16 protein-coding genes are annotated in these 21099 nt (G+C 63.5%); 8 read left to right on the forward strand and 8 right to left on the reverse strand.

The window, feature by feature from the left end:
• Positions 1-3: 3 nt before the first annotated feature.
• The 6 genes from hda to panB are packed head-to-tail and all read left to right on the forward strand — an operon-like array spanning position 4 to position 5168.
• On the forward strand, positions 4-774 hold the full coding sequence (hda, locus tag B0G71_RS16760) for a DnaA regulatory inactivator Hda (RefSeq protein ID WP_116142831.1): 771 nt from the start codon (positions 4-6) through the stop codon (positions 772-774).
• Complete coding sequence (locus tag B0G71_RS16765) at positions 767-1453, forward strand: HAD family phosphatase (protein ID WP_116142833.1); 687 nt, start codon at positions 767-769, stop codon at positions 1451-1453. The genes hda and B0G71_RS16765 overlap by 8 nt, the downstream gene beginning before the upstream one ends.
• Entirely contained in the window at positions 1450-3039 is a 1590-nt protein-coding gene (pcnB, locus tag B0G71_RS16770; protein ID WP_116119018.1) for a polynucleotide adenylyltransferase PcnB, read from the forward strand. Before B0G71_RS16765 ends, pcnB begins: the two co-directional genes overlap by 4 nt.
• 48 nt (positions 3040-3087) lie before the next feature.
• The gene (gene folK / locus B0G71_RS16775) at positions 3088-3636 is read left to right on the forward strand and encodes a 2-amino-4-hydroxy-6-hydroxymethyldihydropteridine diphosphokinase (protein WP_116142835.1); all 549 of its coding nucleotides are present in this window, start codon (positions 3088-3090) and stop codon (positions 3634-3636) included.
• Positions 3633-4313: a deoxynucleoside kinase gene (locus tag B0G71_RS16780; RefSeq protein ID WP_116119017.1), complete on the forward strand. Its 681-nt coding sequence runs from the start codon at positions 3633-3635 to the stop codon at positions 4311-4313. Before folK ends, B0G71_RS16780 begins: the two co-directional genes overlap by 4 nt.
• A gap of 39 nt (positions 4314-4352) precedes the next feature.
• Positions 4353-5168: a 3-methyl-2-oxobutanoate hydroxymethyltransferase gene (gene panB / locus B0G71_RS16785; RefSeq protein ID WP_106284486.1), complete on the forward strand. Its 816-nt coding sequence runs from the start codon at positions 4353-4355 to the stop codon at positions 5166-5168.
• 341 nt (positions 5169-5509) lie between these two features.
• Here the strand turns inward: panB and pabB are convergent, their stop codons facing one another.
• The 7 genes from pabB to hrcA form a co-directional block, all read right to left on the reverse strand.
• On the reverse strand, positions 5510-7426 hold the full coding sequence (gene pabB, locus B0G71_RS16790; RefSeq protein WP_116142837.1) for an aminodeoxychorismate synthase component I: 1917 nt from the start codon (positions 7424-7426) through the stop codon (positions 5510-5512).
• Between the two features lie 25 nt (positions 7427-7451).
• Positions 7452-8594 carry a molecular chaperone DnaJ gene (dnaJ, locus tag B0G71_RS16795; RefSeq protein WP_106284488.1) on the reverse strand — a complete coding sequence of 381 codons (1143 nt, stop codon included), beginning with the start codon at positions 8592-8594 and terminating at the stop codon, positions 7452-7454.
• Between the two features lie 277 nt (positions 8595-8871).
• A complete protein-coding gene (dnaK, locus tag B0G71_RS16800; RefSeq protein WP_106284489.1) occupies positions 8872-10824 on the reverse strand; it encodes a molecular chaperone DnaK in 1953 nt (650 codons plus the stop codon).
• Between the two features lie 484 nt (positions 10825-11308).
• Complete coding sequence (gene grpE, locus B0G71_RS16805) at positions 11309-11893, reverse strand: nucleotide exchange factor GrpE (RefSeq protein ID WP_106284490.1); 585 nt, start codon at positions 11891-11893, stop codon at positions 11309-11311.
• Positions 11894-12417: 524 nt separating this feature from the next.
• Complete coding sequence (locus tag B0G71_RS16810; protein WP_116142839.1) at positions 12418-12825, reverse strand: RNA-binding S4 domain-containing protein; 408 nt, start codon at positions 12823-12825, stop codon at positions 12418-12420.
• 8 nt (positions 12826-12833) lie between these two features.
• Entirely contained in the window at positions 12834-13904 is a 1071-nt protein-coding gene (hemH, locus tag B0G71_RS16815) for a ferrochelatase (RefSeq protein WP_116148676.1), read from the reverse strand.
• 185 nt (positions 13905-14089) lie between these two features.
• Positions 14090-15109 (reverse strand): heat-inducible transcriptional repressor HrcA, encoded by a 1020-nt coding sequence (gene hrcA, locus B0G71_RS16820; protein ID WP_012431792.1) that lies wholly within the window; start codon positions 15107-15109, stop codon positions 14090-14092.
• A gap of 330 nt (positions 15110-15439) precedes the next feature.
• Here hrcA and B0G71_RS16825 point away from each other — a divergent pair, with 330 nt between their 5' ends.
• Positions 15440-16342, forward strand: coding sequence for an NAD kinase (locus tag B0G71_RS16825; protein WP_106284495.1), 903 nt, complete (start codon positions 15440-15442; stop codon positions 16340-16342).
• Positions 16343-16413: 71 nt separating this feature from the next.
• On the forward strand, positions 16414-18084 hold the full coding sequence (gene recN, locus B0G71_RS16830; protein WP_116142841.1) for a DNA repair protein RecN: 1671 nt from the start codon (positions 16414-16416) through the stop codon (positions 18082-18084).
• A gap of 136 nt (positions 18085-18220) precedes the next feature.
• On the opposite strand, the gene glnE is transcribed toward recN, so the two are convergent.
• The gene (gene glnE / locus B0G71_RS16835; protein WP_116142843.1) at positions 18221-21013 is read right to left on the reverse strand and encodes a bifunctional [glutamate--ammonia ligase]-adenylyl-L-tyrosine phosphorylase/[glutamate--ammonia-ligase] adenylyltransferase; all 2793 of its coding nucleotides are present in this window, start codon (positions 21011-21013) and stop codon (positions 18221-18223) included.
• Between the last annotated feature and the right edge of the window lie 86 nt (positions 21014-21099).

A 21099-nucleotide genomic window follows, 5' to 3' on the forward strand; every position in this document is an offset into this window, starting at 1 on the left:
ACTGTGCTTCGTCAACTGACGCTCGATCTCGGCACCCCGCCGCCATCGACATTCGACAATTTCTTCGCCGGCGCCAACGCCGAGCTGGTCACGCGCCTGCGCGAGCTCGAAAACGCGCTCGCAGCCGGCCCGGTCGCCGATCGCACGTTCTACCTGTGGGGCGAGTCCGGCAGCGGCCGCACGCACCTGTTGCAGGCGCTCGTGCACGAAGCGTCGTCGGGGCACGCGCGTTTCGCCGGTCCGCAAAGCAGCCTCGCCGCGTTCAGCTTCGACCCGCGCGTCGCGCTCTATGCGATCGACGATTGCGACGGCCTTTCGGCCGCGCAGCAGATCGCTGTCTTCAACCTGTTCAACGAAGTGCGCGCGCATCCCACCAGCGCATTGGTCGCCGCGGGCAACGCGCCGCCGATCGGCATGACGGTGCGCGAGGATTTGCGCACGCGCCTCGGCTGGGGCCTCGTGTTCCATCTCGCGCCGCTGCCGGACGAAGGCAAGGCCGCGGTACTCAAGCACGCGGCGCGCGAGCGCGGCATCATGCTGGCCGACGACGTGCCGGCCTACCTGCTCACGCATTTTCGGCGCGACATGCCCAGTTTGATGGCGCTGCTCGACGCGCTCGACCGCTTCTCGCTCGAACAGAAACGCGCGGTCACGCTGCCGCTATTGCGTACCATGCTCGCTTCGCCCGACGTCGAAGAACGGCGCGGCGGGCCGAGCTCGGCGGCCTCATCCGCGTCGTCCGCCGCTTCAAGTAAAATAGGCCCCCATGGCTAACCTCGCACTCTTCGATCTCGACCACACGCTCATCCCCACCGACAGCGACCACGAATGGGGCCGCTTCATGGTGAAACACGGCATGGTCGACGCCGAAAATTTCGCCCGTGAAAACGACCGCTTTTTCGCCGACTACAAAGCCGGCAAGCTCGACATTCACGCCTATCTGATCGCGATGCTCACGCCGCTGTCGAAGTACACGCGCGCGCAACTCGCCGACTTTCACGCGCAGTACATGCACGAAGTCATCAAGCCGGCCATTTTTCCCGTCGCGCTGGAACTGGTGAAGCAGCACCGCGAAGCCGGCGACCTGTGCTGCGTGGTGACCGCCACCAACGAATTCATCACCCGCCCGATCGCTCAGGCATTCGGCGTCGACGCGCTGATCGCCTGCGAAGCGGAAACCGTCGACGGCGAGCGGCATTCGCCATACACCGGCCGCCCCACCGGCACGCCCAGCTACAAGGAAGGCAAGATCGTGCGCACCGAAGCGTGGCTCGCCTCGCTCGGCAAGACGTGGAGCGACTTCGAGCACAGCTTTTTCTATAGCGACTCGCACAACGACATTCCGCTGCTCGAAAAAGTCACCGACCCAATCGCTACGAATCCCGACGACACATTGCGCGCCCATGCGCAGGCCAAAGGCTGGCGCATCCTCGAACTCTTCCAACCCTCGTGATCAAAAAATTTATCCGCAAACTATTCGGCCAGGATTCAGCGCCCGCTGACGAGAGCCTGCCCGCCGAAGCCGAAGCAGACGAAACCGGCAGCGCACCGGCGCGCACAACGTCGAGCGCGAGTAAAGCGCGCCGCAAGCCCGCTCGCTCCGCCGCGCCCGTGAAAACCGTGCGCGATCCGGACGTACCGGTCATCATTCCGCACGACGTGCATGGCATCGACCAGGCGCTGATCTCGAGAAACGCGATTCGCGTGACCGAAGGTCTGCAACAGGCGGGGCACCGCGCGTTCATCGTCGGCGGCGCGGTGCGCGATCTGCTGCTCGGCATCAAGCCGAAAGACTTCGACGTCGCCACGGACGCCACGCCCGAACAGGTGCAAAAGCTGTTCCGCCGCGCGCGCATCATCGGCCGGCGGTTTCAGATCGTGCACGTGCAGTTCGGTCAGGAAATCATCGAGACGTCGACATTCCGCGCACTGGTCGATCCGCCCGCGGCCGACGCGCCTCCGGCGCGCCGCCTGAAGCGCGACGAGCTCGACCGCCGCACCCACGCGGTGGACGCAAGCGGCCGCGTGCTGCGCGACAACGTGTGGGGCGAGCAGCACGAAGACGCCACGCGCCGCGACTTCACGATCAACGCGATGTACTACGATCCGGCCACGCAAACCGTGCTGGACTATCACAACGGCATGGCCGACATGCGCGCGCGTCTGTTGCGCATGATCGGCGACCCGGCCACGCGTTATCGTGAAGATCCGGTGCGCATGCTGCGCGTGGTGCGTTTTGCCGCGAAGCTCGACTTCGAGATCGAGGACAGCACCCGCGAGCCGATCGCCAACATGGCCGATCTGATCAACAACGTGCCCGCCGCGCGTCTGTTCGACGAGATGCTCAAGCTGATGCTGTCGGGCCATGCGCTCGCATGCTTGAAACGCCTGCGCCAGGAAGGCCTGCATCACGGCCTGCTGCCCTTGCTCGACGTGGTGCTGGAGCAGCCCATCGGCGAAAAATTCATCACGCTCGCGCTAAACAATACGGATGCCCGCGTGCGCGCCGGCAAGCCGGTTTCGCCGGGCTTCCTGTTCGCTACGCTGTTGTGGCACGACGTACAGCAGCGCTGGCAGAAATTTGAAGCGAACGGCGAATATCCGGTCCCCGCACTGCATCGCGCGATGGACGACGTCCTCGACATGCAAACGGAGAAACTCGCGATCCACAAGCGCTTCTCGTCGGATATGCGCGAGATCTGGGGCCTGCAGCTGCGCCTCGAAAAACGCTCGGGAAGAAGTGCGCTGAAGCTGCTGGAACACCAAAGATTTAGAGCGGGGTATGATTTCCTCCTGTTGCGCTGCGAATCGGGCGAACTCGATGAGTCGGTCGGTGCGTGGTGGACGGAGTTCATAGAAGGAGACATCGCCGCGCGTGAGGCATTGCTCACGCAAGGCGGGAAGGACCGAAGCCCCAGAAAACGACGGCGGCGCAGCAGTAGCGGTAGAAACCGCAAGCCGGGGGACGGATTGGAGGGCGGCACGCCAGCCGAACGTACAGCCGACGACGCAGGCCATGACGGCTCGCACGAAGACTGATATACCGTTCGCCGTTGCCGTCGAACGATAGTTGCAGGAAGTTATGCCATGACGGTTGCTTATCTCGGCCTCGGCGCGAATCTCGGGGACGCGCGCCAGACCCTGAAAGACGCGGTGGTGTGCCTCGCACAACAGCACACCATCACCGTGCTCGCCAAGTCGAGCCTGTATCGCACTGCCCCGATCGACGCGGGCGGCGACGATTATTTCAACTGCGTCGTGCAGATCGAGACGACGCTCCCCGTACGGCATCTGCTTGCGCTCTGTCACAAGATCGAGCATCAGTTCGGCCGCGAGCGGCCGTTTCGCAATGCACCGCGCACGCTCGATCTGGACATCCTGCTATTCGGCGATCAATCGATCGACGAAGCCGATCTGATCGTGCCGCACCCGCGTTTGATCGAACGCGCTTTCGCGCTGGTGCCGCTCGTCGAGATCGATCCCGCACTCGTGATCCCGCAACACGGCCGCGCGGAAGCGCTGCTCAGCCGTGTGAGCGATCAGCACATCGAGAAAGTGAAAGGGCCTTGCCAATGTCCCATGCTCAATGCATTGGCCGCAGGCAAGAGCACCGCTCCTAAAGGCCGTTGCGAATGAATTCAACGCCGCTCACCGTCACCGCGCCGCAACTGCGGCCTCCGTTCGGCTATCTCGCGATCGAAGGGCCGATCGGCGTCGGCAAGACCTCCCTCGCACGGCGCCTCGCGCAACGCTGGTCGATGCAGGAACTGTTCGAACGGCCGCAGGACAATCCCTTTCTCGAACGCTTTTATCGCGACACCGCGCGGTACGCTTTGCCCACGCAATTGCACTTCGCCTTGCAGCGCGCGCAGCAAGCTCAGGACGTGAGCGCGGCGCACGTATCGGGCACGCCGCTGGTCGCCGATTTCATGACGCAGAAGAACGATATCTTCGCGCGTCTGACGCTGCAGGAAGACGAGTGGCAGTTGTATCGCGCGCTCGCTGCGCGGATCGATGTCAGCGCGCCGGCTCCAGACTTCGTGGTCTATCTGCAGGCGAGCCCGGAAGTGCTGTTCGCGCGCATCCAGAAGCGCGCGGTGCCCATGGAACTGCAGATTTCCGACGCGTACCTGCACGCCCTGTGCGACGCGTACAACGAGTTTTTCTATCACTACGACCGCACGCCGGTGCTGACGGTCAACGCCGAACATCTGAATCCGCTCGACTCGGACGCGGACCTTGCGCTACTCGCCGAACGCATCGAAACCATGCGCGGCCGCAAGGAATTCTTTGTCAAAGGCACGTCGCTGTAAGCGGCGCGGCCACCTCTCTTTTCTCAACGGATTGACCCCATGACCTATTTGCAGGAAGCGAGCCGGAACGCCGTCACCGTGCCGAAACTGCAGGCAATGCGCGATGCCGGCGAAAAAATCGCCATGCTCACCTGCTACGACGCGAGCTTCGCCGCGCTGCTGGATCGTGCGGGCGTCGACGTGCTGTTGATCGGCGATTCGCTCGGCAATGTGCTGCAAGGCCAGACCACCACGCTGCCCGTGGCGCTCGCCGACATCGCGTACCACACGGCTAGCGTGGCGCGCGCGCGGCCCGCGGCGCTGATCGTGGCCGACTTGCCGTTCGGCTCCTACGGCACGCGGGAAGACGCGTTCAGAAGCTCGGTGGAGTTGATGCGCGCCGGCGCACAGATGGTGAAACTCGAGGGCGGCGAATGGCTCGCGGACACGGTGCGCTTTCTGGTGGAGCGCTCGATTCCCGTGTGCGCGCACGTCGGTCTGACGCCGCAATCCGTGCATGCGTTCGGCGGCTTCAAGGTGCAGGGCAAAACCGAAGCGGGCGCCACCCAGTTGATGCGCGACTCGCTCGCCGTGCAGCAGGCCGGCGCGCAATTGATCGTGATGGAAGCGATTCCGACACTGCTCGCAAGCGACGTCACGAAGCAATTGCGTATTCCGACGATCGGCATCGGCGCGGGCCTGGACTGCTCGGGTCAGGTGCTGGTGCTGCACGACATGCTGGGCATTTTCCCCGGCAAACGGCCGCGCTTCGTGAAGGATTTCATGCAAGGGCAGCCGAGTATTCTGGCGGCTGTGGAAGCGTATGTGGCGGCGGTGAAGGATGGTTCGTTTCCCGGGCCGGAGCATACTTTCTGAGTTTCAAGCGATAGAGGATGCGGTAGAACGGGCATCTTCGTGCCCGTTTTGAGACCTCTCCGATATCGCATGCAAAGCCGGTGGTCTATCTTCGTCTTCTTGTTTATGCGGCCTGACCGTGAGCCGAGGAGAGACCACCATGAGCCCTTTTTGTCTGATCGACGTCGCGGAAATCCGCGACCACGCCACCGCGCCGCATGACGTGCGCGAATCCGCTTGGCATGCGCGGTTGAACGTCTTGATGTCTCGGTTGTTGCGTGTATTTCATAGTTGAGGCGCGGCCCGCGACCCTACGTCGCGTTCTGTTTGTCGCCGTTAGCGGCTTCGCGCTCTCGCCTTTATCAGTCCACGATTCGCGCCGGCATTGCGCCTCGCAGTGCATTGCACACCATTAGCGCTTCGGCATTTTGCAGATCGGTTCGGGTCAGTACACGTTCGCCCGCCTGTAGCTCCGAAGCGTCATCGAGCAGAACGCCGCGCATCACGCCGGGCAGCACGCCCGACGCAAGCGACGGCGTCCACCAGCGTCCAGCCAGTTTCACAAACACATTCGAGCGGCCACCTTCGGTCAGCTCGCCTTGCGTGTTGAAGAACAACGTGTCGAATGCGCCCGCTGCTTCAGCTTCGCGCCAGCCGCGATCGTAGTCGGCGCGGCGCGTGGTTTTGTGGAGCAGCAGCGGGTCGGCGGCATCGGTTGTCGAGAATCCGTGATCGGGTCCGAGCAGCACGCCGACGGTCGATCCGGCTAACGGCGTCAACACCGCGGCCGTGATCTGGATCGTGCCGTTCTTGCTCAGCGCGAGCCGCATGCGATGCGGTGTGCGCGCGGGTAGCGACGCGCACTTCGCCGCGATCTCCGCGCTAATGACGTTTGTGTCGTCGAGTTTGAAGCCGAGTGTCGCGGCGCTCGACGAGAGTCGCGCGAGATGGCGCGACAGATGCCGAACGCCCTCTTCGCGCGTCGCATACATCGTTTCGAATAGCTCGAAGCCCGGCTCGGCGCCGGTCAGAAAGCTGGCCTTCAATTGGCACTCCGCGTATTCGTCGGCGGCGACGCTGTCGAGCACGATGCCCGCGCCGACGCCCATCTTTCCTTCCAGTTGACTGGTTTGCTCCGACGGGCTCAACGTCAGCGTGCGAATCGCGACGGACAGGCAGAAGTCGCCGCAGTCGGACTGGTTTGCATGAGACGCGGCTGCGTCAGTTTTGCTGGTAGCGGCTGAAGGCGCGTCCAGCCAACCAATCGCGCCGGTATAGAGCCCGCGCGGCGTGCTCTCGAGTTCATCGATCAACTGCATCGTACGATGCTTCGGCGCGCCGGTGATCGAGCCGCAGGGGAACAGTGCGCGCAACGTCTGGGCGAACGACGTGGCGGGCTTGAGCGTCGCCTCCACCGTCGAGGTCATTTGCCACACCGACGCATACGGTTCGACCGAGAATAGCGCCGGCACCTTGACCGAACCCGTTTGCGCCACCCGCGACAGATCATTGCGCAACAGATCGACGATCATCACGTTTTCGGCGCGATTCTTCGGATCGTTGCCGAGGAATTCCGCAGCGCGCCGGTCCGCCGTGGGATCGTCCGAGCGCGGGGCGGTGCCTTTCATCGGCCGCGCACGCAACATCGCGCCGTGCTTTTCGATGAAGAGTTCCGGTGAGCACGACAGCACCCACCGGTCGTCAGGCAGCGAGATCAGCGCGCCAAACGGCACCGGCTGACGCGCCCTCAACCGCCGATAGAGCGCGGCCGGCGAGCCGAATACATCGAAGCCGAGCCGATACGTGTAGTTGACCTGATAGGAATCGCCGGCGCGCAGGGCCGCGTGAATCGCGTCGATCGCAGCGTTGAACTGCTCGGGGTCGACGCTTGCGCGCACGTTGGCCGTACCCGCCACCGACGGCTCGGCCGCGCCTTCATCGCGCGCCATGAGCCATGCGTCGACCTCTTCACGACTGAGCTTCTCGCAACGTTCGAACAATAAAAAACGCAGCGTGGCATCGCCACGCTGCGTTTTCAGAGACCGGTGTGCTTCCGAGTCGAGAAGATGCCGGCCGAACTCATAGTCGGCGAGCACGACGGCATGCAAACCACGCTGCGTCTGCGCGGCCACGGTTTCGCACACGGCTTCGAGCTGTGCGGCGTTCGCACATACGCGTTCATGCACAAAACCCGTGTACAGACGACTCGAACGGCGCGCCGCCGTGGCGTCGCAATCGTCGAGCAACGCGAAAACCGCGCCGCGCTCATCTGCCGTCATACCTACCGCCAACTTCAAACCGCCGTTAATCGAAGAAGCTCTTCACCCGGTCGAACCAGCTCTTGCTTTGCGGGCTATGCCGCGAGCCGCCCTCGACCAGCGCCTTTTCGAACTGCTTGAGCAGATCGCGTTGCGGCTCGGTGAGTTTGACCGGCGTTTCGACTTGCACGTGCACGTACAGATCGCCGGCAATGCTCGAACGCAGCCCCTTGATGCCCTTGCCACGCAGACGGAACGTCTTGCCCGACTGCGTGCCTTCCGGCACGGTAAAGCTGGCGCGGCCCGCGAGCGTCGGCACTTCGATTTCGCCGCCGAGCGCCGCAGTGGTGAACGGAATCGGCATCTGGCAATGCAGATCGTCGCCGTCGCGCTCGAACACCGAGTGCTGCTTGATGTGGATCTCGACGTACAGATCGCCCGACGGACCGCCGTTGATACCCGGCTCGCCGTTGCCGGCGGAACGGATCCGCATGCCGTCGTCGATACCTGCCGGGATCTTCACTTCCAGCGTCTTGGTTTCCTTCACCTTGCCCGCGCCGTGGCAGTGCGCGCACGGGTCAGGAATGTAGGTGCCGGTGCCGTGACACTTCGGGCAGGTTTGCTGAATGCTGAAAAAGCCTTGCGACATCCGCACCGAACCCGAACCGCTGCAGGTCGGGCAGGTTTCCGGCTTGGTGCCGGGTTTGGCGCCCGAACCATGGCAGATTTCGCACGAGACCCAGCTCGGCACGCGAATCTGCGTGTCGTAACCGTGTGCGGCCTGCTCCAGCGTGATTTCCATGCTGTAGCGCAAGTCGGCGCCGCGATACACCTGCGGACCGGCGCGGCCGCCGCCGCCGCGTGCGGCGCCACCGGCCGCCTGGCCGAAGATGTCGCCGAAAATATCGCCGAATGCGTCGGCAAAACCGCCGAAGCCTTGCGCCCCGGCACCGCCCATGTTCGGATCGACGCCCGCGTGGCCGTACTGATCGTACGCGGCACGCTTTTGCGAGTCCGAGAGCATTTCATAGGCCTCCTTCACCTCTTTGAAATGCCCTTCCGCATCCTTGTTGCCCGGATTGCGGTCGGGGTGGTGCTTCATCGCCAGCTTGCGATAAGCCTTCTTGATTTCGTCGTCGCTCGCGTTCTTTGCGACGCCCAGAACCTCGTAGTAATCCCGTTTCGCCATATCGGTTCAACGCCACTCGCGCAATGCGCACGGTGGCTCCTCTTGAATGCTGGAGTCTCACGACTCGTCCGGCCGCTGTTTCACGCCGCCTGAATGCGGCTCAAAACAACGCCCTCCATAAAACAAATGTGCCCGGAGAGCCTAAAAGGCTCGCCAGGCGAGATAACCGCTCTTGCACGTTTGCTGTCCCGCCGTTTGACAATGCAGGCGCAGTCTCGGTGCAGCCGGGCCGCACACAAGGCTGTGTGCGGCTTTACGGTCGAAAGACGACCTGGCTTTAGTCTTTCTTGACTTCCTTGAACTCGGCGTCGACCACGTCGTCCTGCTGCTGGCTTGCGCCACCAGCCGTTGCACCCGCGCCTGCCGCGCCCGCTGCAGCCGCTTCCGCGCCTTGCGCAGCCTGCATGTCTGCGTACATCTTCTCGCCCATCTTCTGCGAGGCGGTGGCAACCACTTCGATCTTGGCTTCGATCGCGGCCTTGTCGCTCGAACCGCTCTTCAGCGTTTCTTCGAGGTCCTTCAGCGCGGCTTCGATCTTTTCCTTCTCGGCAGCTTCCAGCTTGTCGCCGTATTCGGTGAGCGCCTTCTTCGTGCTGTGGACCAGCGCGTCGCCCTGGTTGCGGGCATCGGCCAGTTCACGCAGTTTGTGATCTTCTTCAGCGTTCGCTTCGGCGTCCTTCACCATCTTCTCGATTTCGGCTTCGGACAGACCCGAGTTCGCCTTGATCGTGATACGGTTTTCCTTGCCGGTCGCCTTGTCTTTCGCGCCGACGTGCAGAATGCCGTTCGCGTCGATGTCGAAGCTCACTTCGATCTGCGGCGTGCCGCGCGGTGCCGGCGGAATGCCTTCCAGATTGAACTCGCCCAGCAGCTTGTTGCCGGCCGCCATTTCGCGTTCGCCCTGGAACACCTTGATCGTCACGGCGCCCTGATTGTCGTCAGCCGTCGAGTAGACCTGTGCGTGCTTGGTCGGGATCGTGGTGTTCTTGTTGATCATCTTCGTCATCACGCCGCCGAGCGTTTCGATGCCGAGCGACAGCGGGGTCACGTCGAGCAGCAGAACGTCTTTACGGTCGCCCGACAGAACCTGACCTTGAATCGCGGCGCCCACGGCCACGGCTTCGTCCGGGTTCACGTCACGGCGCGGATCCTTGCCGAAGAACTCCTTGACCTTTTCCTGCACCTTCGGCATGCGGGTCATACCGCCAACCAGAATCACGTCGTCGATTTCGCCGACCTTCACGCCCGCGTCCTTGATCGCCACGCGGCACGGCTCGATCGTGCGTTCGATCAGTTCTTCAACCAGCGCTTCCAGCTTGGCGCGCGTGATTTTCAGGTTCAAGTGCTTCGGACCCGACGCGTCGGCCGTGATGTACGGCAGGTTGATTTCGGTTTGCTGGCTCGACGACAGTTCGATCTTCGCCTTTTCAGCCGATTCCTTCAGGCGTTGCAGCGCGAGCACGTCTTTCGACAGATCGACGCCTTGTTCCTTCTTGAACTCGGCAATGATGTAATCGATGATGCGCTGGTCGAAGTCTTCGCCGCCCAGGAACGTATCGCCGTTCGTGGAGAGCACTTCGAACTGCATTTCACCGTCGACGTCAGCGATTTCAATGATCGACACGTCGAACGTACCGCCGCCCAGGTCATACACCGCGATCTTGCGGTCGCCCTTTTCGGCCTTGTCCAGACCGAATGCCAGAGCGGCTGCGGTCGGTTCGTTGATGATGCGCTTCACTTCCAGACCGGCGATGCGGCCCGCATCTTTGGTAGCCTGACGCTGGCTGTCGTTGAAGTACGCGGGAACCGTGATCACGGCTTCGGTGACCGGCTCGCCGAGATAATCTTCAGCGGTCTTCTTCATCTTGCGCAGCGTTTCCGCCGAGATTTGCGGCGGCGCGAGCTTCTGATCGCGCACTTCGATCCATGCGTCGCCGTTATCGGCTTTCATGATCTTGTACGGCATCAGCGCGATGTCTTTCTGAACTTCTTTTTCTTCGAAGCGGCGGCCGATCAGGCGCTTGACCGCGTACAGCGTGTTCTTCGGGTTCGTGACCGACTGACGCTTCGCAGGCGCGCCGACGAGAATCTCGCCGTCTTCCATGTAAGCGATGATCGACGGCGTGGTGCGCGCGCCTTCCGAGTTCTCGATCACCTTGACCGAATTGCCTTCCATGATCGCCACACACGAGTTGGTCGTGCCGAGGTCGATGCCGATGATTTTGCCCATGTTTTCCAATCTCCTAACTTTGATCGCTGCGGGAATCGCCTTGTTTGCCCTGCTGGCGGTAAGGCGATCCGCTCTCAATTCATACCTGCACTCAACATAAGTGCGTCCGCATCGTTTTCAAGACCTCTTTTACGATGCGGTCTTTAATTTTTTTCAATCGGGCGAACTTTTGCCCGAATTTGTTCCATCGGCCTGAGCGACGCTCGTGGCGTCGGCCGTTTTGCCCGCCCGAATCTTCTCTGGTGTGGCCGCGAAACGCGACTGCGAATTCCTTAAGCCTTGACTTGAGGCCTCACCAACTGGGCCGCTTGCCGCGGTAGAAGAACCCCGTGGGCAAGCACTGCACGATGAAGCGCCGGCCCGGTCCGGGATACCCGTCAACGTTGCTGTGGTTCCCCTAGAGGCCGAGCGCGGCAGCGTCGACGGGAAGGTCAGCCATGGCGGCCACCTGCCGGACGAGACAACTTGCCTCGCCTTCTGGCGCTTACTTCGGTGCGGCGACGGTCACGAGCGCCGGACGCAGTACGCGATCGGCAATCACGAAGCCCTTCTGCAGCACGGCCACCACGGTGTTCGGCTCCTGCTCGGCCGGCACCATGGAAATGGCCTGATGACGGTGCGGGTCGAACTTCTCGCCAACCGGATTCAGGGCGACGACGCGGCCCTTCTCGAGCGCGCCGGTGAGCTGACGCAGCGTGAGTTCGACGCCTTCGCGCACCTTCTGCAGATCGTCGGACGAGTGGGCGACCGCTGCCTCGAGACTGTCGATCACCGGCAGCAGATGCTCAGCGAAACTCTCGATAGCAAACTTGTGCGCCTTGGCGACGTCTTCCTGAGCGCGGCGGCGGACGTTTTCGGTCTCAGCCTTGGCCCGCAGAAAACTCTCCTGCAACTCGGCGATCTTCGCTTCAGCTTCGGCCAGGGCCGTCTGCTCTGCGTTGACCGGCGAATCGGTCGCGGCGTTGGCCGCCGCTTCCTGCTGGGGTGCTGCGGCCTCGGCGGCCTGGCGCGCGGTTTCGTCGGCGGGCGTGGGATTCTGGCTCGTCGGGTTCTCTTGCGTGTTTTCCATGTCGCTGAAAGTCGTTAAATGGGTGAAAGCGAGGTAAAAGCCAGCGGTGGCAGGCAACACATCCAACCTGGCGTGGTTTGTGCGTTGCAAAATCGCGACAGACAACTTCGCGAGTCACCGCAAATCAAAACGGCAGATGAGGCCGGGAACAGCCATTTCAAGCGGTTCTCCCTGATCTTTTCGCACCAGGGATGGGTGGTGGAAATGCCCGGTTACAACCATTTTTGCTGCGCAATCAGATTGAGATTGAGTGCGATCGGCAAGTGGCCTATGCTCCATTAAAGCATCGGAAAAGACGCGTTAACCCTAATCTGACACAAGCCTTTCCGATATATTGCAATTCCCACCCGATTCGCCCGTCTTTATCCTGAACCTTCCCGAGGGGAGTACCGTGAAACTGACCTTTGCAATCTCGGTGGTCGCATTGGTTCTGATTGCGGGCACCACGACCATCTGCATGTCCGGGGCTGTCAACGACCACACTACCGAATACGGCGGTGTGCACGCGACCATGGAACAGCTGTTCAACCCCCACCTGAAAGTTTGTCGATAGTGCGTCTGTCGCGTTTGGTCGGCCGGCCGTGCAATGCGGCCGCCGGCTCGCGATACGTCTTGCGCCGCTCCTGTTCGACCTGCCGCTTTACCTTGCTCTCTTCGGTTTCCGCATAAAGCGTTTGCGCGACGCTCGCCGGGCCGCGCACGTCGCACACGCCCAGCACCTCCACCTGCCACACAATCCGCTCGATCTCGATCTCGACCAGGTCGCCGACCCGCACATCTTTAGCCGGCTTGACGCTGGCGCCGCCAATCCGCACATGCCCTTTTTCGACGGCGTCCGCCGCGAGCGAGCGCGTCTTGAAGAAGCGCGCCGCCCAGAGCCATTTGTCGATGCGCAACTTCGCGCCCGGGTCAGTTGCAATCCTGTAGTTCATGAGCCGGGTCAAGCTCCTGTCGTATGTGGCACCGGCAACGCCTGAACCGGCCAGCCCTGCAGGTTCTGCGCAACGATTTCGCCCAGTGCGGCGATCCACGCCTGCGAGGCATTGAGGCAGGGAATCCGATGAAAATCCTTGCCGCCCGCATGGAGGAATTCGTCGCGCACTTCCATGCCGATTTCCTCAATGGTTTCAAGGCAATCGGCCGTGAAGCCCGGACAGAACACGTCGGCGCGCCGCACGCCCGCCGCACCCAGTTCCTTCAACGTGGGCGCCGTGTACGGCTGCAACCATTCGGCCTTGCCGAAACGCGACTGGAACGTGATCCGGCATTCCACCTGCGTCAGTTCGAGCGCCTGCATCAGCAGCGCGCCGGTTTGCTGACATTGCTCGTGGTAAGGGTCGCCGAGATCCAGCGTGCGCTTGGGCACCCCGTGGAAACTCAGCACCAGCTTGTCGCCCGCGGCGAAATCCGGCCGGCCGTGCTGATGCCAGTAGTGATGCACCTGGGCGGCAAGCGCCGCAATGTAGGCCGGATGATCGGCGTACTGGCGCACCGTGCGGATTTCCGGCTGATTGCGCATGCGCTTGAGCGCCGAAAAGGCGTCGTCGAACGCGGTGGCGGTGGTCGAGGACGAGTACTGCGGATACATGGGCATCAACAGTACGCGCTCGGCGCCCGCCAGCTTGAGCTGGTTCAGCATGGCCGGGATACCCGGTGTGCCATAGCGCATCGCGTAGTCGACCAGCACTGTGTAGTCATTCAGTTGCAACAGATGGCGCAGGCCTTCCGCCTGCTTTTCCGTATGAACGCGCAGCGGCGAGCCCTCCGGCATCCACACCGCAGCGTACTTCTTGGCGGAGGCGACGCCCCGAATCGGCAAAATCAGCAACCGCAAAATGATCTGCCAGAGCAGCGCCGGAATTTCGACTACGCGCGGATCGGACAGAAACTGCGCGAGATAGCGGCGTACCGCGCGCGGCGTCGGCGCGTCGGGCGTGCCGAGATTGATCAGCAGCACGGCGACACGGTGTGAACTGGCGTTCTGTGAGGGCCGCTCGAGGTCGAAGCGCATAGGCAGCAAGGCACCGGTGTTGGCGGAGAGTCGGTTGAGGTGGGATTCATTATAGCGGCGCGGTTCATGCACTGGTCCGCCGCACACCCCTGGCCATTCGGCCAATTGGCAAGCCGCGCGCCGTCACGCATCATTTGCGGCAGGAGCAGGAACCAAGCGCTACCGCAGCCGGGAGTCGAAGCCGCCTACTGCTGGCTGAGTGTCAGCGAAAGCAGGCGCGCGGTGATATCCACAATCGGGATCACGCGGTTGTAGGCCATGCGGGTCGGCCCGATCACGCCGAGCGTGCCGACGATCTTGCCGTTCACCTCGTACGGCGCGGTCACCACGCTCATTTCCTCGATCGGCACGAGATTCGACTCGCCGCCGATGAAAATCTGCACGCCCGCCGCGTGACTCGACACGTCGAGCAACTGAAGGAGACTGGTTTTTTGATCGAACACATCGAACAGCTTGCGCAAGCGCGCCATGTCCGACGAAAGGTCGGCCACTTCGAGCAGATTGCGCTCGCCGGAAATCAGCACGGTTTCGCCCGTGTCCGATTCGTCCGTGCTGGCCGTGACGGCGGCGTGCATCAGCGTGGTCATGTCGCCGCGCAGTGCGTCGATTTCTTCGCGCAGGCGGCGCCGCACGTCGTCGAACGAAAGGCCCGCGAAGTGCGCGTTGATGTAGTTGGAGGCTTCGACCAGTTGCGAGGGCGAGAAGTCGCGCTGAGTCGCCATGATGCGGTTCTGCACGTCGCCTTCGGGCGTCACGATGATCAGCAGAATGCGCTTGTCCGACAAACGCATGAACTCGATCTGCTTGAACACGTGGCTGCGCCGCGGCGTGAGCACCACCCCGGCGAACTGCGACAGGTTGGACAGCACGCTGGCCGCCGCCGCAACGATTTTCTGCGGTTCGCCTGCCTGCAGCGTAGTCTTGACGGTACGCGTCACGGCTTCTTCGTCCGCGGCGGACTCCACGGTGAGCATGGTGTCCACGAACAGGCGGTAACCACGCGGTGTGGGAATGCGGCCCGCGGAAGTATGCGGACTGATCACGAGCCCCAGGTCCTCGAGGTCGGACATCACGTTGCGGATCGTTGCGGGACTAAGTTCGAGGCCCGAATAGCGCGACAACGTGCGCGAGCCGACCGGCTGACCTTCGGCGATGTAGCGCTCGATCAGCGTTTTGAGGAGGGTTTGTGCGCGAGGATCTAGCATGAGGGAAAATTTTAGCTCAATGGCACGACTACCGCGAGCGCTAGGGGCGCCCATCCCTGACGAACGCGCCGCCGTTTGCCAAAGCGGCGCACTGCCTCCGGTCCGGCCTGCGAGCCGGCGTTCCGCCCGGCGCTTTGCCGACCGCCTTGCGAGCCACCTTCTGGGCGGCCCGGCTGCCGGCACCCCGCCGCACTTTAACCGGCGCACGTGTCATCAAGGCTTCACCATTCTAACGATAATCGCGAGATGCGCTGACAGCCCGCGCGCGCCGGCCCGCTACCGGGTCTGTCTGCGGTTCTTTTCAGGCCCTACCTATGGTGTAATGCCGGCATGCAAGTGACCAGCCAGTTCAAGACCGTCGCGCTCGTCGGGCGCAACAATACGCCGGGCATCGCCGAGCCGTTGACCGCGCTCGCCTCGTGCATCGCGAAGCGCGGCTTCGAGATCGTATTCGAAGCCGACACCGCCGCCGAGATCGGCGTCACCGACTATCCGGCGCTGCGTCCCGCCGAGATCGGCGCGCGCGCCGACGTTGCGGTCGTGCTGGGCGGCGACGGCACCATGCTCGGCATCGGCCGCCAGTTGGCGCCATACCGCACGCCGTTGATCGGCATCAACCACGGGCGGCTCGGCTTCATCACCGACATCCCGATCTCCGACATGCGCGAGATCGTGCCGCAAATGCTGTCGGGCAATTTCGAGCGCGAGGAACGCGTGCTGCTCGAAGCGCGCATCATGCGCGGCGGCAATCCGATCTATCACGCGCTCGCCTTCAACGACGTGGTGGTCAACCGCAGCGGCTTCTCGGGCATGGCGGAGCTGCATGTCTCGGTGGACGGCCGCTTCATGTACAACCAGCGCTCGGACGGTCTGATCGTGGCCACGCCCACCGGTTCGACCGCTTATGCGCTGTCGTCGCAAGGGCCGATTCTGCATCCGCAATTGCAAGGTATCGTGCTGGTGCCGATCGCGCCGCATGCGCTGTCGAACCGGCCGATCGTGCTGCCGGACGACTCGAAGGTGAGCATCCAGATTGTTTCCGGGCGCGAAGTGAACGTGAATTTCGACATGCAGTCGTTCACCTCGCTCGAACTGGGCGACACGATCGAGGTGCGCCGCTCGCGTCATACGGTGCCCATGCTGCATCCGGTCGGCTACAGCTTCTTCACCACGTTGCGCAAGAAGCTGCACTGGAACGAATACCCGTCGCACGAAGAAGATCCCAAGCCCTGAGCGGCAAGAAATCCGGAACGCGAACGCCGCCGCGGCCGAAACCCGAACATCAAGCTCACCAGACGACCTCCATGCTTCGCCACCTCTCGATACGCGACTTCGTCATCGTCGCCGCGCTCGATCTCGAATTCGACAGCGGCTTTACTGTTTTCTCCGGCGAAACCGGCGCCGGCAAGTCGATCCTGATCGACGCACTGGCGCTCGCGCTCGGCGCGCGCGCCGATGCGAACGTCGTGCGCACCGGCGAAAGCCGCGCCGACATCACCGCGGAATTCGAGACTCATGCGCAGGTCGAGCAATGGCTCGACGAGCAGGCGCTCGGCACGACCGGCGACGACGGCCATCATGGCGGCACGGTCATGCTGCGGCGCGTGGTGGATGCCAACGGCCGCTCGCGGGCCTTTATCAACGGCACCGCGGCGACGCTCGCGCAGTTGCGTGAGGTCGGCGAAATGCTGGTGGATATTCATGGCCAGCACGCGCACCAATTACTGATGCGTCCCGACGCACAACGCGAACTGTTCGACAGCCACGCGGGCCTGTCGGACACCGCGGCAAGCGTCACACGGGCATGGCGCGCGTGGCGCGAGAAGATTCAGGCGGTCGAGCACGCGCAAACGCGCGACCGTGAACTGCAACTCGAACGCGAGCGTCTCGCCTGGCAACTCACTGAACTGGACAAGCTCGCGCCGCAACCGGGCGAGTGGGAAGACGTCAACGCCGAGCACCGGCGGCTGTCGCATTCGGCCAATCTGATCGACGGTGTGCAAGGCGCGCTCGGCGCGCTGTCCGAATCGGACGAGGCGATGATCACGCATCTTGCCTCGATCGTCTCGAAGGTGCGCGATCTGGCGGAGATCGACCCGGCCTTGAACGACGTGCTGGCCGCGCTGGAACCCGCCGAAATCCAGTTGCAGGAAGCGGCCTATTCGCTGAGCCACTACGCGCAAAAGCTCGAACTCGATCCGGAGCGGCTGGCGCAAGTCGAAAAGCGTCTCGACGCGTTGCACTCGGCAGCGCGCAAGTTTCGTCTGCAGCCGGAAACGCTGCCTGAGGAACACGAGGCGCGTCGCGCGCAACTGGCCGCGCTCGACGCGGCCGCCGACCTCGACAGCCTGCACGCCGCCGAAGCCAGGGCCAAGGAAGCCTTCCTGACCGAAGCGAAGAAACTCTCGAAGGCGCGCGCCAAGGCCGGCAAGGCGCTGGGCGCGGCGGTCACAACCGGCATGCAGGAACTGTCGATGAAAGGCGGCAGCTTCGAAGTCGCATTGGTGCCGCTGCCCGAAGGCGGCGCGCATGGGCTCGAACAGGTCGAGTTCCTCGTCGCCGGTCATGCCGGCGTGCCGCTGCGGCCGCTCGCGAAAGTCGCCTCAGGCGGGGAACTGGCGCGGATCAGCCTCGCGCTCGCGGTCATTGCCAGTGCCGCCAGCCCGACACCCACGCTGATCTTCGACGAAGTGGACACGGGCATCGGCGGGGGCGTCGCCGAAGTGGTCGGACGGCTTCTGCATCAGCTCGGCCAGCAGCGCCAGGTGTTGTGTGTGACGCACTTGCCGCAAGTGGCCGCGCGCGGCGACCACCACTTCCAGGTTGCGAAAGCGGGCAACGGCAAGGGCGGCACGGTCAGCAGCGTGACCTCGCTCGACAAGGCGAGCCGCGTCGAAGAAGTCGCGCGCATGCTCGGCGGTTTGGAGATCACGCCGACCACGCGCAAGCATGCGAAGGAAATGCTGGCGGCTTAGCTGTTCGTTGGCGGGTGGATGTCTCGCCACCCTTCATGCCGTTTCGGAGAGCGAACGCCACGAGTTCGCTCTCACCGCATCCGAAGCATCGAGCTGCACAATCCGCTCGCGCAAACTGCGAACGTCGAATCAACCGTCACCCAAACACGCGTTTCCACAAGCCCAGCACCGCTTCGCGCTCCTTAGCCACCAGCGCCGGCTCGACCCGCGCCTTTTCCATCCCATCCAGCCGCAGCTGGTGCTGCAACTTGCGGTAAGTGCGATACGCCGCGCCGACCGTCTCCGCTTCCGCCTCGCTCATCAGGCCGAAGCGCGACACTTCCCGCAGCAACGCAATGTTGCCGGTATTGCGGATCAGTTCGGGATCGCTCGCCGCGTGCAACAACACCCAGTACTGCACGGTGAATTCGATATCCACCATCCCGCCGCTATCGTGCTTCAGGTCGAACAGCGCCGTGTGGTTCAGATGCCCGGCTTCGACGCGCGCGCGCATCTCGACGATCTCTTTCATGAGCGGCGCCGCTTCGCGCGGCGTGGTCAGTACCTGTTCGCGGATCGCCTCGAACTTGGCGCCGATCTCGGCGTCGCCCGCGCAGTAACGCGCGCGGCTCAACGCCTGGTGCTCCCAGACCCACGCCGTATTGGCCGCGTCGCCCTCGCGCAACTGGTAACGGCGGAACGCGTCCAGATCCGTGACGAGCAGACCTGACTCGCCGTTCGGCCGCAAACGCAAGTCGACGTCGAACAATGTGCCGGCGCCGGTCGCAGTTGTCAGCCAGGTGATCAGGCGACGGGTGTAGGTTGAATAGACGTCGGCTGCGGCATCGTCGGGGTCGTCGTAGAGGAAGATAAGGTCGAGGTCGGACGCGTAACCCAGTTCCTTGCCGCCCAGCTTGCCGTACGCAATCACCGCGAAACGCGGCACGTCGCGGTGGCGTTTCGGCAACTGGTTCCAGACGGCCTGGAGCGTGACGTCGAGCACGGCGTCGGCGAGTTCGGACAGCCGGTCGCTTACGTGCTCGACACTCAGCTTGCCGGCCAGATCGATTAACAGAATGCGAAACACCTCGGCCTGGTGGGCATGACGTAGCAGATCCATCTGCTGCTCGACGCCGTCGGCCGCGGCCAGACGCAGGCGCAGCGTGCGCTTGAACTCGGGCCAGTCGAACGGACTATTGATCGCTTCGTCGTCCAGCAATTCGTCCAGCAATTGCGGATGGCGGATCAGATAGCCCGCCGCCCAACGCGAAGCGCCGAGCACTGACAGCACACGATGCAGCGCTTGCGGATATTCGGTCAGCAGGGCGAGATACGCGCCGCGCCGGCTCACCGCTTCCAGCAAATCGAAGAAGCGCGCCACCGTATCGGCGCGGCGCTCCGCAGGCTCCAACGTGCGAGCGGCTTCGAGCGCCCGTTGCGCGACGATGTCGAAACGTTGCCGGCTGCGCTCGGCAAGCCCCGCGTAACGCGACGACTGCCAGATCGCGCGCAGCCGCGCGAGCAGTTCGCCCGGCTCGGCCACGCCAAGTTCGACGAGGCGCGCCCGCAGAGCTTCGTCGGCGCTGTCGTCGGCGAGCGCGCTGCTCCAGACCCATGCGGCGGCGCCGTCTTCGGGCGCGCCACAGCCATCGCGGCCGTTCACTTTGTCGGCGAAAATCTGGTCGAACTGCTGTTCGACGAATTCGCGATGGGCGTCCAGCTTCGTCATTAGTGAGGCGTAGTCGTCGCAGCCCATCGCGTGGGCGAGCGCCGAACGTTCCTCCGGATCGACCGGCATCGCATGGGTCTGCGCGTCGTTGCGGTATTGCAGCCGGTGCTCGAGTTCGCGCAGGAAACGATACGCCTGCGAGAGCTTCACGCAGACCGACGTATCGAGCAGCCCATGCGTGGCCGCGTGACGCAGCACCGCCAGTGTCGGCCGCACGCGGAAACCCGCGTCCTGGCCGCCACGGATCAACTGGAACACCTGCGCGCTGAATTCGATTTCGCGGATGCCGCCCCGCCCGAGCTTGATGTCGTCGGCCTTGTCGGGCCGCATCGACGCGCGCCGCTGCGCCTCCTGGCGAATCTGCAGATGCAGCGCGCGAATCGCGCTGATCACGCCGAAGTCGAGATAGCGGCGGTAGACGAACGGCGTGACGATCGCGTCGAGCTGCTTCTGCAGCCGTTGCGCCGCATCGCTCGCGCCTTCGGACACGAGGCGCCCTTTGATCCACGCGTAGCGCTCCCACTCTCGGCCTTGCACGTAGAAATACTCTTCGAGCATGCCGAGACTGCACACGAGCGGCCCGGAGTCGCCGTTCGGCCGCAGCCGCATATCGACCCGAAACACGTAGCCGTCGCCGGTTATTTCGGCGAGGGCGCCGATCAGGCGCTTGCCGAGGCGTGTGAAAAAGTCCTGCGTGGCGATCGGCGAACGCTGGCCGCCCGCGGTCTCGCCGTCCTCTTCATAAATGAAGATCAGGTCGATATCGGACGAGACGTTCAGTTCGCGCCCGCCGAGCTTGCCCATGCCCACCACGCCGAGCGAGAGCCGTTCGCCTTGCGGCCCGCGCGGCTCGCCGTATAGCGTTTCAAGTTCCGCCGACAGGACGGCGAGCGCGCGCTGGATCGTCGTCTCCGCGAGGTCGGTCATCGCGCCGGTCACTTCCGCAACATCCGCCTCGCCCGCCAGATCACGCTCCATCACGGCGCAAAAGACCTCGGTGCGCAATTGGCGCAAGGCCCGTTTGAGTGCATCTTCGCTTAGCGGCGCGTCGGTTGCGCCGGCCGCCTCGGCGCACAAAGCGTCGAAACGGGCATCGATACGCTCGCGCGTCAGCGGCTCGGACGCAAGCGCCGCGACCCGCGCCACGAGTTGCGGACGGGCAGCCGCAGCGCGCGCCGCGTAGTGTGAATAGTTGGAACTCAGGAGAGTGGCGTCAGTCATCAAAGGTCTGGCTCGCTCGTTGCTTGATCAGCGTGGTTCAGTTCGCAGTAGTACACGGTTGCGGCGGTCGCGGCCGCCTCCCGCAA

The sequence above is a fragment of the Paraburkholderia sp. BL27I4N3 genome, assembly GCF_003386115.1.
Classification (GTDB): domain Bacteria; phylum Pseudomonadota; class Gammaproteobacteria; order Burkholderiales; family Burkholderiaceae; genus Paraburkholderia.

What these genes read in the sequence shown, in the direction of transcription:
- B0G71_RS16765 (WP_116142833.1), top strand. Translation starts at nt 767, where the DNA reads ATGGCTAACCTCGCACTCTTCGATCTCGACCACACGCTCATCCCCACC.
- folK (WP_116142835.1), top strand. Translation starts at nt 3,088, where the DNA reads ATGACGGTTGCTTATCTCGGCCTCGGCGCGAATCTCGGGGACGCGCGC.
- B0G71_RS16780 (WP_116119017.1), top strand. Translation starts at nt 3,633, where the DNA reads ATGAATTCAACGCCGCTCACCGTCACCGCGCCGCAACTGCGGCCTCCG.
- panB (WP_106284486.1), top strand. Translation starts at nt 4,353, where the DNA reads ATGACCTATTTGCAGGAAGCGAGCCGGAACGCCGTCACCGTGCCGAAA.
- pabB (WP_116142837.1), bottom strand. Translation starts at nt 7,426, where the DNA reads ATGACGGCAGATGAGCGCGGCGCGGTTTTCGCGTTGCTCGACGATTGC.
- dnaJ (WP_106284488.1), bottom strand. Translation starts at nt 8,594, where the DNA reads ATGGCGAAACGGGATTACTACGAGGTTCTGGGCGTCGCAAAGAACGCG.
- dnaK (WP_106284489.1), bottom strand. Translation starts at nt 10,824, where the DNA reads ATGGGCAAAATCATCGGCATCGACCTCGGCACGACCAACTCGTGTGTG.
- grpE (WP_106284490.1), bottom strand. Translation starts at nt 11,893, where the DNA reads ATGGAAAACACGCAAGAGAACCCGACGAGCCAGAATCCCACGCCCGCC.
- B0G71_RS16810 (WP_116142839.1), bottom strand. Translation starts at nt 12,825, where the DNA reads ATGAACTACAGGATTGCAACTGACCCGGGCGCGAAGTTGCGCATCGAC.
- hemH (WP_116148676.1), bottom strand. Translation starts at nt 13,904, where the DNA reads ATGCGCTTCGACCTCGAGCGGCCCTCACAGAACGCCAGTTCACACCGT.
- hrcA (WP_012431792.1), bottom strand. Translation starts at nt 15,109, where the DNA reads ATGCTAGATCCTCGCGCACAAACCCTCCTCAAAACGCTGATCGAGCGC.
- B0G71_RS16825 (WP_106284495.1), top strand. Translation starts at nt 15,440, where the DNA reads ATGCAAGTGACCAGCCAGTTCAAGACCGTCGCGCTCGTCGGGCGCAAC.
- recN (WP_116142841.1), top strand. Translation starts at nt 16,414, where the DNA reads ATGCTTCGCCACCTCTCGATACGCGACTTCGTCATCGTCGCCGCGCTC.
- glnE (WP_116142843.1), bottom strand. Translation starts at nt 21,013, where the DNA reads ATGACTGACGCCACTCTCCTGAGTTCCAACTATTCACACTACGCGGCG.